This window comes from Gimesia alba (genome assembly GCF_007744675.1).
Taxonomy (GTDB): domain Bacteria; phylum Planctomycetota; class Planctomycetia; order Planctomycetales; family Planctomycetaceae; genus Gimesia; species Gimesia alba.
In genome coordinates, this window is the sequence record NZ_CP036269.1 from 11800 (window position 1) to 25579 (window position 13780).

The window sequence follows — 13780 nt, forward strand, 5'->3', positions numbered from 1 at the left end:
ATAGAATACGACTGCAGTTTATTTTCGCGACAAGATAACTTTTTTGCCTGTTTTTTGTAAGAAATTTCTTACTCAAGTTACTAATACTTCTGGAAAGAGTTTTTTTATTGATACGAAAAGAAAATCCTAAGACACTGTTCATAAACTGGTTGGGCGAACATGGCTCGTCAGTTGCGAAGGTGGTCCGTCTATACCCTCATCAGCAAGGAAGCGTTTGTTTTAGCTTTTGCGAGGATTCAAATATGAATGGTCAGCGCTGGATGTTATCCCTGCTTTCAATGGTTTTGTACTTTTCGATCGGCGTTTCGTTTTCATCGGCGCAGAACCTGACGGAGGAATGGATCAAGAAAGCGGCTGAGCCGTTGGTTCAAAAGCGAGTCGTTGATGGACTATCCATTGGTTACATCGCAGGCAAACACTCAGGCATGGTACACTTGGGAAGCTCAAACCGAGCCGGGAAAAAACCTGATGACTTGACTGTGTATGAACTCGGATCCATCAGCAAAGTTTTCACAGGGTTAATGCTGGCCGATGCGGTTGTCCGGGGCGAGATTGATCTCAATGCGACAGCGGACGTTGCCAATACTGCCGGGATTCGGTTACCGTCGCACGAGGGGCGGTCGATCAAGTGGATTGATTTGAGTACCCACCGGTCAGGACTGCCACGACTTCCCGGCAATTTAGCGCCGACCGATTTGAAGAATCCGTATCAAAATTACGATTCAAAAAAAGCAGCGGCATTCCTGAACCAATACAAACTGCCACGTCAGCCCGGTGCTTCGCAGGAATATTCAAACTTCGGGGCGTCGGTTCTGGGATATCTGGTTGCGCAGCAGGCTGGCAGGTCCTATCAACAACTGTTGCAGAAACGCATCGCGAAGCCACTGGGCATGACCGATTGCACCGTTTCATTAAGCACAGATCAAAGGCAGCGGCTTGCCACTCCGCATGCGAAATTCGGTACCGTCACAAAGCCCTGGACGTTTTCAAATCTGCCGGGTGCTGGCGGAATTCGCGCCACAATGCAGGACATGCTGCGTTTTGCCCAGGCACAATTGAATCCGCCAACGGGCAAAATTGGCGAAGCCATCGAATTAGCCTGGAAACAACACCGTGATAAAGATGCATCAGGTCCGGCAATGGGGCTGGGCTGGGTGATTGCCGGCGATGGTCAGACGCGTTGGCACAACGGTCAGACCGGCGGATCACATTCATCACTCTTCATAAATCGCAAGTTAAACTGCGCGGTTGTTATATTATCTAATACAGCCGTGAAAAACCAAATCGATCAATTGGCGATGCAGATGGTACTCAAAGCCGCAGGTCGGGAAATCAAACCGGAACCAAAAAGAACGCCAGACCCTAAAGCCGATGACATCGTTATTGATGCGAAACATCGTCGCCGGTTGGAAGGCCGATATCAATTGACGCCGAATTTTATCTTCACGGTTCGTGATCGTGATGGGCATTTGATGGTCAGTATTACCAACCAACCCACACAGGAGGTCTTTCCCGATTCAGCGACGCGCTGGTCATACCGCGGCGTTGACGCGACGCTGGAATTCAAATTGAATAAGACGGGTCCTGCAAAAAGTTTGATTTTACATCAAAATGGTGTTAAGCAGACTGCTTACCGAATTAAGTGAGCGATCAATACGCCGGCTGTGAGCCTGATAGATTAGACCGATGAGGTTTTGTGTTGCAGGACGAAGAGCAAAAGTCACTGTTCATGAACTGGCTGGATGAGCATGGCTCGTCCGTCATGAAAGTGGCGCGCGCTTACACGCTCACCAGTGAGGAGTGTCAAGACCTCGCGCAGGAGATTCTACTCCAGGCCTGGCAGTCCTTGCCAAAGTTCGAGCATAAATCGAGCGTAGCGACGTGGTTTTATCGCGTGGCGTTACAGACCGCGATGAACTGGAAAAGAAAGGATAAGCCGCGGCGGGCAAGACAAAAACCGTTGTTGGAAGTCCAAACCCTCGTCACAGAGGGATGCGACACTGCCGAGCAGGCGCAGCAACGAGACATTGTTGAGCGGCTTTACCAGGCCATTCACCAGTTACCAAAAGCCGATGCGGCACTGGTCCTGCTCTACCTGGATGAACTCAGTTATCGGGAGATGGCCGACGTGCTGGGTATCTCTGAAAGCAACGTGGGTGTGAAATTGAATCGGGCAAAAAAAACGCTGAATGAATTGATGAAAGGAGAAACAGATGGCTCCTGACGAATTTCAGCAAGCTTGGCAAGCACAATCAGCTCAGACGAGGGTCACCATTGATGCTGACTTATTGCGCCAGGAAGTCCAGCGCAACCAGCTCAATTTTCGCGCGACGATTTTCTATCGCGATTTTGGCGAAGTTCTGATCGCGCTGCTGTTAATTCCCGTCTGGTTCATTCTGGGAGCCAGGACATCTTCGCCCTGGACCTGGTATCTGACCGTGCCGGTGCTCATCTGGATGGCCGGGTTCATGCTCGTGTATCGCATGCGTCACAGGCAGAAACCCAATGAGCCGGATGAACCGCTGCTGCATTGTGTGCAGCGTTCATTGACCGAGGTGGAGGATCAAATCTGGTTGTTGCGTAATATTTTCTGGTGGTATTTATTGCCGCCCAGTATATCCATCCTGGTATTCTTTGCGCATGTGTCCTGGTTGTCACGATCTGGGGGCTGGTTGCCTGCTCTCATCTCCTTCGCGGGACTCGCCGGCTTTTTGTTGGCGCTCTATGGTCTCATTTATTTTCTGAATCAACGTGCTGTGCGTTTACAGCTGGAACCGCGACGCCAGGAGCTATTGACGCTGCTTTCAAGCCTGGGAGATGAAACAACCGACGATGGTACCGGGAAACAAATTCCTTTGCCGGGGCTGCCCTTTGCAGAAAAGAGGCTCCAGTCATCCAGTGCTTCTCCGGCCAGATTGATCATCGTGCTTACGATCGTGATATTGTTTCTGGGATTCATGATCTTCAAAATCCAGCGGGGCGATGAATATCCCAAAATATCTCCCTTCGCGGCTGTGCGCTGGCAGGAGTCTCAGCCGGAAGTCAAACTGGGTGAGGAATGGTTTAAGCTCATCGCGCTGGACGGACTCCTCGCCTCCGAAATCGTAGAATTCAGCAAACAAACCTATGGCGACAAATGGCAAAAACGATTCGAAGAAGACCTCGTCGAGCTGCTCACCCGCATGGGGCATCCGCCGAAAGACAAAGTGACGCTCGAGGTACAATCACTGGACTCTTCCGAGAAGCAAATTCGAAAAGACGTCCCCATGACGAAAGAGAACCGGGCAGCGATCCGAAGGGCCGCACAACAGCGGGAACATTCAGCGCCTTGAGACAAAATTAGCCGAAGGGCGTTAGCCCCGGCTCCTGACGAATGCTTTCCTCCCGAACAGTCTCGGGTAACATCAACATGGCTCCCAGAAAGAAACAGATCGCACCTTGTAGCGTAAACACCACCGACAAGGTCTCCCGCCAGGGGGCTGTGGAATGGGGCAGCGTTAATGCCAACATCGCCGAAATCATAAAGCCCATGCATCCCAAGAGGTTGATCAATACAATCCACCAGGAGAGATTTCCCGGCCGCCAGGCCCAGTAGCGATGGCCGGTTTCGATAAAGGCCAGATAACCCGACGCCAGAAACAGAATCGAGCCCAGGAAGTTGGGAATCCAGACCAGCAAATCTATCTGGAACCAGGAAAGGGAGGGCAGCATGGCATCGAAAGTGTTGAAATTGAACAAAATCGTTCCCGCAAACTGCAGCGCACAACTCAGCCAGCCCACGCTCGCCGGTTTCCAGCCGAACACGTTCAAATGTTTCTGCTCTGTCTGATCTTCATCGGGGAGCGCTCCTGAATTTGCTGCCTGAAACAGTTGCAGGTAAGCCGCCGTTGTGAAGGGGATCGACCCGGCAAAGTAAATCGCATTGACCTGCGAACCAGTCAGGGAGAGTGACGCCGCCAGATCGGGCGCGAGACTTAGAATGCTGGCAATCGCAAACAGCGATGCACCGAGCGCGAATACAGAACCAATCCACCAGTTCAACTCGCGCGGCATCCACAGACAGCGAATCAGCAGCTTGCCAACCGCCTCGGCCAAGCCGATTTCACGCGCGATTAAATTTTTACGATGCTTGCGCGCGAGCCATTCCCGGATCGAGCCATCGGCGTGGCGAAACAGCCGGTGCGTAATGAAAGGAGGCGGCCCCTCCTCCTTCACACATTCCCATCCTTGTAAGTTCGGAGGACTGTCTGCCATGCCTATTGCCTGCTTCTGTGCAGTGAATTGATCTAAAGTGATTCATGAGATGAGAAAAAGAACTGAGTCACTTAATTTAGGTTTTAAACGGAATAATTGACAAGTAATCCTATCGATCACAGTCATACCACATAATTAATGACTCATAGGCCGGAAAACCTGATCTGGAGAATCGACGTCAAAGATTAGTATATTTCATTTATTTCCCAGGCAGCTTAAAGTTATAAATTCCCAGAAATAAATTGCCGATCTTTGAACATCACAGTTCCTGAAAAGTGTATATACAGCATATTCTGTCTTATGCTTGTCAGTGATATCTTCGGGGTCGAAGAAATGATTCGACCCAATTAAGTCAAAGCTAAAGAAAATACTCCGTTTGATTTGTGAGGCATCGGTTCCCAGTTCCGCCAACTGGTCTGCTAGTTCAATCTGCGAATTCGATAGGTACTCTACAGAGTAAGTTGGAGATCGACCAGAGTATCCAGGTATTGCGATGTTAAAAAGATTTGCAAATTGCCCAGCACCAAACACACGACAGTATGATCGGTAGCTTGAAGGCAGCTTGATCCCCTGTTTCCTCTCGAAGGTAACCAGAGTCTCTGTACTGACGGGGGTGACTTTGTCGCCATTCGTGATGATATTGAGATTGGCTAAAAGAGCCTTCCAGTCTTGTTCGCTCACCGTTTCTACTCCAGTAAGTCCACCCCAATAGACCTGGTCAATTTGTATCCCTTTAACAAAAAAATAAAACTACCAGCCTACTTCGCCCGCACCAGTACGCGTAACCGTTTGACTTCGTATTGCGATGCGTTCGATGTAAACGTCCAGTCGCGGGTGCGGCCGGTGCTGTTGCCGATGCCGATGTCTGCTCCGGGGCCGCTTTTCCACTGGTTGACCGCGAAGATGGTCTGCTTGGCTTCAAAGTTATGCACCTGCATGCTGCCATAACCGTCGGCGGGCGGGCCGGGCTCGTCGCCGAAGTCCCATAGCGTGGCGCTGGCATTGGGGATCTTGTTCGAATTCGCCGGGCCGTAATTACTCGACCAGAATTCGATGTTGCCTCCTGTTAGACCGGTGCCCGTTGCGATGCCGACGACGTTCGAGACGACGTTCAGATTGCCCACCTGCGTTTGAAACACGGCTTTGCTGCCGAAGGTGGGCACGCCGATCTTTGTGAGATCGTCGGTAAAGGCATCCATCGAAACATACACGAACTGCGTTTCCTCGCCAATTTTTTGCAGCTCCAGAAAGTAAGCGATCCGGTCGAACGGCGTCGAAACATCTTTGCTCAGATCGACGCTGTAATTGATCTTTGAACCCAAATTGTTCAAATCGAGATCGTAAATCAATTTAAAGTCTTTCGATTCATCGACCTTCAAAGACAGCCAGTCTCGATCGGGAACTTTGCCCGCGCGGAAGGGTGTCGCTGGCAGTCCTTCTTTGTTCGCCAGATTCGGTTCGGCCAGTTTGTGCCAGCCAAATCGCATCGCAGCCGCCTGTTTGACTTTGGGTGAGGAAAGCACGACCGAGTCTCCTTCAATCACCGCTGTCGCGGGCACGAAGTCGGTTTCTTCGCCGATGATTTCGAACCAGCTGAGCGGCTTGCCGTCGCGCGAGACCAGACCGCTGCCCACATGATCGAATGTCACACGCAGTTTGGCGCCCTCTTTCTTCAACGATTTAAAGACCGGCCCCGAATGAACCAGATCCTTTTTTCCGTAGGTCTTCGCGAGCGCGATCAATGCCAGGCGGGCGCCCACATCCTGCTTGTTTTTGGGATGGATGTCGTTCAGGTTGCCGATATCGTGAATGACCACTTGCCCCGTGTTCGGAATCTCCAGCGACTTGTTTTGCGCTTCCCAGAAGACCGGCAGGATGCTGGGCGATTCGCTGCCATAATGATACGGGGCAATCTGCACGTACAGGAACGGAAATTCGCCCTGTTTCCAGACGTCTCGCCAGCCGCCGATCAGCGCTTTCATTTTGTCGTAATACAGCATCCCCTCACGATGATTGGACTCCCCTTGATACCAGATGGCCCCCCGCATCGCATACGGAACCAGGGGATGAATCATGCCGTTATACAGTGTGGTCGGCGAACCGTGGCTCGTCAGCGGTTGAATGGAAGTCGGATACGCGGGGGGCGGCGTCAATGGTGTCTCTGCTTTCAAACCGGCTTTGGCTTTCGCGGCCCAGGCTTCCAGATTGTCAAGATACGCACTCAATGTTTTCTTGTAAGCGGCGTTCGCCGGGTTGGTCAGTTCCACCTGTTTGAAGATGGCCTCTAACGCCGGTTCCTGCGCAAAACCGCAAGGAGGCGTCCAGGGTTCAATGCGGGTTCCGCCCCAGGATGAATTGACCAGGCCGACGGGAACGTCGAGGTCCTTGTGCAATTTGCGACCGAAAAAGTAGCCCGCCGCGGTGAAGTTGCCTACCGTCTCAGGCGAACAGACAGCCCAGGTGGCTTCGACATCCTCCTGCGGAAAACCGCTCGGTCGTTTCGGAATTTTGATATGACGAATTTTCGGATAGTTGGCGGCTGCTTTTTCCTTTTCGAAGTCATTACTGCGGGCCACGGTCCATTCCATGTTTGACTGTCCCGAACAAAGCCAGACCTCACCCAGCAGAACATCGGTCAGCGTGACCGTGTTCTTCCCTTTAACGATCAAGCTGACGGGATCGCCGGCCTGCTGTGCGGGAAGTTTCACGGTCCACTTGCCCGCATCATCGGCGACCGTCGAAACACGGGAGCCCCCGAGTTCCACAGTCACCTTTTCCCCCGGATCCGCCCAGCCCCAGACTGGAATGGGCATCTCCCGCTGTAAGACCATATGATCCCCGAAAATGTGAGGCAGACGCACATCCGCCTGACTTCGGGTGGTCACAGAGAACAGAATAAAACAGGTCACAGCGAGCAGTGAGATCGTTTTTAATTTCATCATCGTTTCGATTCGTTATCAAAAATTTGGTCGGGTTGCAGGATAAGCGTGGAGAGGGTCACCATTCTAATTAAAATGATCCATAACTTCAGCAGACGATGCAAGGAAATACAATATCCGGGAGAGGAGAATTTAAAAGAGTCTTGCGCTAAACGGAATGACTTCTCTGATTCATTCACAGGGCATGCTGCTGCCACCATGTCGCACATTCAGCACAATGGAACATTTCCGCCGCCTCGCTCAATAATTTTCTTGACTCCCAATTTGATGTTATCAAAAATGAACTTCAAAATCGAAACTGCAGCTGAGTGAATGTACCGAATTGATGATTTAGTTTACTCTAACAAGAGCTGGAACTTCCATGAATGACGCTCACGATTCCGATGAACTCTCTCCCTCCGATTCTGTTTCTTTTGATTCGTCGAATGAAAACGGCACCCTGGTGGCATGGACTGCCAATACGGGCGACAGCGTCAAATCGCATGTGGTGCATATCGACTCAACGGGAATTTCCTGGTCTCTGAATATCAAAAAGCCGGAAACATTTCACCAACTCCTGACGAAAGTCAGCCAACAACCCGACGAAGCCGCCGCGATTATCCGGGCCGAGCCCAAAGCGGCCTGTCTGCCGCGCGAACGTCTGACACGTGTCACCTTTGCTCCGGATTTGAACCAGCTCTCCCTTTTCGATGCGGAGGGAAAGAAGCAGAAGATCCCCGATGGCAAGGAAGGCGAGCAGAAACAGGTCTATGAAGCGGTGCAACAACACCTGGGTGGGACGTACAGCCAGGAAGACGCCGACGCCTGGTCTGTAATGCAGGGCCCGCTCTTCGCTCTGGCGGTTACCGCGGCCATTGGTGGGCTCTTCATTTTCCTCGCAGCCGACGCCGATCCCAATTATGAACCCACGGGCCGTCGTAGCGGGATGAAGCGACTGATCAACTGGCTGGGCTACACCATCGGCCCTGTCTGGACATCGGTCTTCGTCGGCGCCATCGCCCTAGCCATATTTTCGTTCATGATCTTTCTACTCGTCAAACGCCCCCAGCGCGATGTCCTGTCGTTTAAGCTGATTTGAAGCAAATGCTTTGAGTCAGGTTTGCTTTATATAAGCAACGAAACAGATATTTTCCGTTCGTTGGTTGATCCCCGTATTCCCTCCAGTCATTACTACGTTCCTTTCCTTGGATCTCTTGGATAGAGCAGAAATACTAAAAATGAATCAACTCGACAAGCTGGTACTGGACACATTGCATGCTCGAAGATGTAAGCGCCAGGGCTGTTTCGTTACTAACGAAGCGGGCATAGAATTACTCAAATGCGATCAAAGCGCGCTGCCTGTGATTGAATCCATTTTATGTGAAGTCGTCGAACCTGAATTAAAAAATCTCACCGATCAACAAGCCATTGACTTGGCAAAGCAACTGAAAGTCGATGTGGAAAACGTGAGCATCATCCCGTTTCATAGTTTAGACTATGTTCTCGGCGCTTACTTCGTTATTGGAATCAAATGCGCACAAGAAGCAAGAATCTATCAGTTTCTTAATCAGCGTGGTGATCGACTTCTCGCCAAAGCCCTTGCAACGAGTCCGGTGTTTTTAACAAAAATGGAGTCCGGTTACAACTTTGGCGTCGCACCAACGCAATCGTTAGCTGCTTTCATAGAACAACATTGCAGCAGCGACAGTGAACGAATCCGCAAAGCAGCGACGCGGGCACTTCGATTTCTGGAGATGCCTACGGAAAAATAAATCGGTGTCTGAACTACTCAGATTGAGAGTCTCCTTGAACATCATGTTTCTCAAACCAGTCGAGAGTTCGTAGTAAGACGTCTTCGCGATGCGGCAGCTGTCTGATCGGATGGCCTTCATCGGGGTAGAGCACCATCTGCGTATCGACGTCCGTTTCTTTCAACGCGCGATAAAACATCTTACCCATCGCCACCGTGCAACGGCGGTCGTTGGTAGAGTGCAGAATCAGCGTCGGTGTCTTGACTTTGTGGGCGTAGGTCAGCGGGCTGTGCTTGCGCATCCGCTCGGGGACTTCCCAGGGATAGCCGCTCATATCGTATTCCGTCCAGCTCTGCAGATCGCTTAAGTGCCACATCACGTTGAGATCGGTTACCGCGTTTTGCGCGACCGCGGCCCGGAACTGATGTGTCTGCCCCACGAGCCAACTCGTCATGTAACCGCCGTAACTGACGCCATATACAAACTGCCGTTTCGGATCAGCGATGCCCTGTTTTACCAGGTAGTCGACTCCTGTGAGAATGTCTTGCATATCGCCGCCACCGAAGTCATTCCGGTCGGCATTGAGAAAATTCAAGCCGTAACCGGTCGAACCGCGAAAGTTCGGCTGGAAGACGGCATAACCCCGGGTGGCGAAAAACTGCGTCGTAAAACCGTAGCCGCTCCCCGCGCGATGATGCGGCCCGCCGTGAGGCATCACCAGCAGCTTATACGGTGGCTTCGCGACCGAAGCGGGTGGTGTGGTCACGACGCCTTCGATTTCCAGACCATCGAAACTCTTCCAGTGAATCACAGCCACGTCCCCGCGCAGCCGCTTGCCGATCTGCGGGTTGCTGGCCGGCAGTAGAGGACTCCGTCTGGGAGCCGGCGGGTACTCGACCTCGATTGCTTCGGGACCGGCATCCAGATTCACCGCCTGCCGCACCGTTTTCAGACCTTGCAGGGAGTTGAATGTCACACGCGAATTATCGAGCCAGCACGTTTCAGAGAGCGTATATTCCGGCGAACCGTGCGGCGGCTTGCCGTTATAAGGCTGATGAAAATCAAACAGCACCCGCGACGTTGCTCCGTTCTCGTTGAGTTCCACGACCGTCAGATTATACACATCCCGGTGCGGTCCCTTATAACGGGGCGAACTCAGACAGACCAGCCGTTTCCCGTCGGGCGAAATCCGCGGCGAAAACTCGGGCCCCGGCCCCTTCGTCAACTGTGTCAGCCTGTTATCGTTCAGAGTGATTTTCCAGAGATCGTAATTGTGATTGATGCTGTAACGGACCGACTCCTGCTCGGGCGTTCGATTGGCGTGCACGACGACGAACGAACCATCGGGCGACCACTGCGGATCGCCGTACCAGAAATCGCCGGGTGTGATACGGGTGATAGATTTCGCGGCCACGTTCCCTGGTTCAGCAAGCAAATCCGCTACCCAGACCTGTGTGGGACCATAGCCTTCATAACCTTCGCCCTGATCTTCCCGCACGATCAGCACGTTGTTGCGGCGTTCCTGTTCGGTGCGGGGATCTTTGCCTTCATCGGCGACGAACATCAGCCGTTTCCCGTCTGGCGAAAAACAGACGCGGCCATAAAACCGATCCGTAATCACCCGCCCATACGGTTTCCCGGGACCAGCCAGTGGAACAGCCGTGCCCCCTGCAGTCGGAATCAACCAGATGTCTGCGGCCGTATCAGTATAAGGCGGAACTGGCGCGAATGCAGGCGTCCCATCAGGAAACGGCCGGGTCGAAAGAAACAGAATCCATTTTCCATCGGGAGAAAGCTGCAGCCCAAACGCATCCGGCTCCCCCGCTTCCAGCGCCCGCGGCTCCTGTCCCTGATCCACACGCCAGAGAGACCGCTTCAGCGAACGCGTTTTGGGATCGACGCGCTGTCGCACGTAAACGACACTTTTGCCCTCATCAAGCGTGATCGGCTCCAGCGCCACATCAGTCAGATACAGATCTCCCACCTGAGGCGGAATCAGCTCCTCGGCAACAGCAGCCTGAACCATCACCAGCAAGCAGAGAAAAACGATTCCAGATAAACGAACCATAACGAGTCTCCCAGGAAGGCATCAGTAAAAACAGAGTGCACTTTCCATGCTATCCAGCCCGAATTCGAATCACAACAGAAACCACACACTCAAAGAAAACAACAATAGAACATGAACGCTCCGACTTGCCTCCTAACGAGAAATCCGCGAGGTGGTGAGAAAATCGAAGAATGATCACGGAAATCGAAAATCAAACATGGTAGAATTCAAGTGATGGCACATCTGAAAAATATAACGCTTACATCGTCCGGTCAGTGAGGCAATCCATGTTCGCAAAAATCATGCACATGAATTTCGGTCCCGAGGTTTTCAGCAAAGTCATCGTCTGTCTGTTGTTGTTTTGCCTGACAAAACCAGCTCCCGCGATCGAAGCGCAGAAACCGGAAATCAGTCTGGCTGACCGAATCCAACAGGAAAACAAAATTCACCGTGAAGAGTTTTACGGCGATGTCAAATTACTGCATGCGCCTTATCCAATTGATGTCCAGTTTTCTGCTGATGGTTCTGTTCTGTTTTCCTTAGCAGAAACGGTACGGCTTTGGCGAAGTGATACAGGAGCGTATTTAGGAAGTATCGCTGGCCCTGTCCGATTCGATGATTTTGCGCAACTCAACAATTCTCGCTGGATTGTCACACTTGATGATTCAGAAAATGTTTGGGAACGCGGTTTGTATTCTGGAATTCCTCAATATCTCCCCAGACTAAGAATCTGGGACGTGATCACTGGAGCCTGTCTGGGAGTCCGTAAACTAGAATTTCCAGGGGATGCCAAGACATTATCAATTTCAACGATAGAAACCGCAGAGCAGTCTCAGACGACTTACCTCTTGTTAGAAACTCATTTGGAGCGCTCTAAGTCCGATGAAGGCCGGCAGTGGGGCTGGACTCGCTGTCAATTACTGGGCTTTCAGGGCCCAAGCCTGATTCCCTCATGCCAGCTTGAATTAGAAGACTTTCAGATCAGATTAGAATCCCCGAAAGATTCCTTAACTTGGGATCCCCACACCAGACAGCTTTACATCTTCGGAGAGTACCATATATCGTGTTTTGATCCAGTATCCAAGACAATCTTAAGAACGATCGTTCTTAAAGATTTTATGAATCAAAAGAAATCCATTGATGAACTGTTCGTTATCGATCAGCCATTTCATGGCAATACAGGCTTACCTGGAAAGAATCAACCTACTAGTACGATCCTTGTGACATTTGATCCCAGTCGAGAAGAGAATCTTCAAGGTCGAGAAAAATCGACATTACCGCAATGGGCATTAATCGATTCTCTTTCAGGTAAGTTAATTAAAAGTGGGGTCGTTAACACCCATTTAAAACCGATCAACAAGCAGCTGAAAAATAATAAAGAAGAACTCATTCACTGGCTTTATGACGACCGTCATTATTCTATTAAAGCCATCAATCTGCTCAAGAACCAGACTCTACTGAGAATCCCTTGGATCATAGACGATTTTGCTACCAGATCACGATACCAATTAACGTATGATGATTGGCATTTAAACCGGGATGATTCCAGAGACATTAATCAAAAAATCGCATACAGCCAGTCGGCCAATCGTGTTTGTATCATTGGAGGTGTGTTGGAAGAAATCTTTCTCTACGACTCACAAACCGGGAAACGAGTCACACCAGAAACTGGCATGGTGAATGACCTCTCACCAATTTCGGCAAATAAATTTTCTGGCTCTTTCGACTATCACGACGCATCCGTGTTTCAATTGAAAGCGCGTGATCAGATTCGTCGTACTTTTAATACGGAAGTGCCTGAGAATTCTTGTGTAGCGATTTCTGCGGATGCAAAACGAATAGTCGTAGGCGAAACTTCTGGAAAAGCGACAGTATGGAACCTTTCCAATCACAAAAAACTCTTCACACTGACAGGTGTGTCAAACGAACTGCTGTGTATTGCGGCAGACACGTCTCAAAATCGAATCGTTGCTGGTGATAGTAATGGAGTCTTCTGGCGATGGAATTACCCCACTCCATTAAAGGCAACTCCTGAAAAAGTTCAACGGCTCATCGCAGAACGAAATGGGAAACAAACGAAATCACATTTTCCGGAAAAACGATCAAAAGAAAAATTAACGAACTCGCTTTGTGCACTCTCTCCCGATGGTTTATGTTCTTTGTGCTTTCAACCAATAGAGGAAAAAATGGCTTCCCCACTATTTTCCCAAGATGGAGAGAATTTACTCCCAGTTCCAGGTATCGCTTTAGTTGTAAAGCTACAGAATGAACAGAAATTTGGAGAAGTGATTGCGACAGAAAACGCAAAAAAGCAAACCATACTGACGCCTGCGGTCCATACGAAGTCGGTATTGATACAGATTAAAAACTCAACAAGCGGTCGCTTCGCTTTATTTGTGTTTAATACAGGGCAAGTAACGATTGTCGACTCACAAACAGGAATCCTCGAGTCCATCATCCAGACCGGCAATCGCGAAATTGTCGACGTCGACTTTCACCCTGACCAGAAAACGCTTTTAGTCGCCTCGTATCGAGGGGCCGTTAAAGCCTGGAATACAGATACTTATTTGAAAACCGGCTCGCTGCAACTGTATGACGCGCGGTTGAATCAGATAAGTTCATGTGTTGCCGAACAAGGTTTTGATCTGGTAATAGGAACACGGGATACCGGCCTGATCGTCAAACGAGGCGTCTTTCCAAAGTCAGCACAACAACCAGAGCGACCGGCGGCACTCAACCTGCCCTTTGGTGGCCCGCTTCCGGAAGATTGAATTAGCTTCCGTTTGAGAAGAAGATACGATGATGTAAAA

At 50.7% G+C, this 13780-nt stretch carries 10 protein-coding genes; 6 read left to right on the forward strand and 4 right to left on the reverse strand.

From position 1 onward, the window contains the following. Nucleotides 1-242 precede the first annotated feature (242 nt). From Pan241w_RS00050 to Pan241w_RS00060, 3 genes are all read left to right on the forward strand, one after another. Entirely contained in the window at nucleotides 243-1646 is a 1404-nt protein-coding gene (locus Pan241w_RS00050; RefSeq protein ID WP_145209104.1) for a serine hydrolase, read from the forward strand. A gap of 83 nt (nucleotides 1647-1729) precedes the next feature. After that, a complete protein-coding gene (locus Pan241w_RS00055) occupies nucleotides 1730-2224 on the forward strand; it encodes an RNA polymerase sigma factor (protein WP_232107308.1) in 495 nt (164 codons plus the stop codon). After that, nucleotides 2214-3332 carry a hypothetical protein gene (locus Pan241w_RS00060; protein WP_145209109.1) on the forward strand — a complete coding sequence of 373 codons (1119 nt, stop codon included), beginning with the start codon at nucleotides 2214-2216 and terminating at the stop codon, nucleotides 3330-3332. Before Pan241w_RS00055 ends, Pan241w_RS00060 begins: the two co-directional genes overlap by 11 nt. A gap of 7 nt (nucleotides 3333-3339) precedes the next feature. On the opposite strand, the gene Pan241w_RS00065 is transcribed toward Pan241w_RS00060, so the two are convergent. The 3 genes from Pan241w_RS00065 to Pan241w_RS00075 all read right to left on the reverse strand — a co-directional run bounded on the left by Pan241w_RS00065 (nucleotide 3340) and on the right by Pan241w_RS00075 (nucleotide 7196). Further along, entirely contained in the window at nucleotides 3340-4254 is a 915-nt protein-coding gene (locus Pan241w_RS00065) for a hypothetical protein (protein ID WP_145209112.1), read from the reverse strand. Between the two features lie 195 nt (nucleotides 4255-4449). After that, entirely contained in the window at nucleotides 4450-4935 is a 486-nt protein-coding gene (locus Pan241w_RS00070) for an SMI1/KNR4 family protein (RefSeq protein ID WP_145209115.1), read from the reverse strand. A gap of 77 nt (nucleotides 4936-5012) precedes the next feature. Next, nucleotides 5013-7196: a sialate O-acetylesterase gene (locus tag Pan241w_RS00075; protein WP_232107309.1), complete on the reverse strand. Its 2184-nt coding sequence runs from the start codon at nucleotides 7194-7196 to the stop codon at nucleotides 5013-5015. A 358-nt stretch (nucleotides 7197-7554) separates the two neighbouring features. Between Pan241w_RS00075 and Pan241w_RS00080 the strand changes: the two genes are divergently transcribed. Continuing rightward, a complete protein-coding gene (locus tag Pan241w_RS00080) occupies nucleotides 7555-8271 on the forward strand; it encodes a hypothetical protein (protein WP_145209118.1) in 717 nt (238 codons plus the stop codon). Between the two features lie 139 nt (nucleotides 8272-8410). Then, the gene (locus tag Pan241w_RS00085) at nucleotides 8411-8944 is read left to right on the forward strand and encodes a hypothetical protein (RefSeq protein ID WP_145209122.1); all 534 of its coding nucleotides are present in this window, start codon (nucleotides 8411-8413) and stop codon (nucleotides 8942-8944) included. Between the two features lie 13 nt (nucleotides 8945-8957). Here Pan241w_RS00085 and Pan241w_RS00090 read toward each other — a convergent pair whose 3' ends face one another. Next, nucleotides 8958-10991, reverse strand: a complete 2034-nt coding sequence (locus tag Pan241w_RS00090; RefSeq protein WP_145209125.1) for a S9 family peptidase — start codon at nucleotides 10989-10991, stop codon at nucleotides 8958-8960. A 716-nt stretch (nucleotides 10992-11707) separates the two neighbouring features. Between Pan241w_RS00090 and Pan241w_RS00095 the strand changes: the two genes are divergently transcribed. After that, nucleotides 11708-13741, forward strand: coding sequence for a WD40 repeat domain-containing protein (locus Pan241w_RS00095; RefSeq protein WP_145209128.1), 2034 nt, complete (start codon nucleotides 11708-11710; stop codon nucleotides 13739-13741). Nucleotides 13742-13780: the final 39 nt, after the last annotated feature.

What these genes read in the sequence shown, in the direction of transcription:
- Pan241w_RS00050 (WP_145209104.1), top strand. Translation starts at nt 243, where the DNA reads ATGAATGGTCAGCGCTGGATGTTATCCCTGCTTTCAATGGTTTTGTAC.
- Pan241w_RS00055 (WP_232107308.1), top strand. Translation starts at nt 1,730, where the DNA reads ATGAACTGGCTGGATGAGCATGGCTCGTCCGTCATGAAAGTGGCGCGC.
- Pan241w_RS00060 (WP_145209109.1), top strand. Translation starts at nt 2,214, where the DNA reads ATGGCTCCTGACGAATTTCAGCAAGCTTGGCAAGCACAATCAGCTCAG.
- Pan241w_RS00065 (WP_145209112.1), bottom strand. Translation starts at nt 4,254, where the DNA reads ATGGCAGACAGTCCTCCGAACTTACAAGGATGGGAATGTGTGAAGGAG.
- Pan241w_RS00075 (WP_232107309.1), bottom strand. Translation starts at nt 7,196, where the DNA reads ATGATGAAATTAAAAACGATCTCACTGCTCGCTGTGACCTGTTTTATT.
- Pan241w_RS00080 (WP_145209118.1), top strand. Translation starts at nt 7,555, where the DNA reads ATGAATGACGCTCACGATTCCGATGAACTCTCTCCCTCCGATTCTGTT.
- Pan241w_RS00085 (WP_145209122.1), top strand. Translation starts at nt 8,411, where the DNA reads ATGAATCAACTCGACAAGCTGGTACTGGACACATTGCATGCTCGAAGA.
- Pan241w_RS00090 (WP_145209125.1), bottom strand. Translation starts at nt 10,991, where the DNA reads ATGGTTCGTTTATCTGGAATCGTTTTTCTCTGCTTGCTGGTGATGGTT.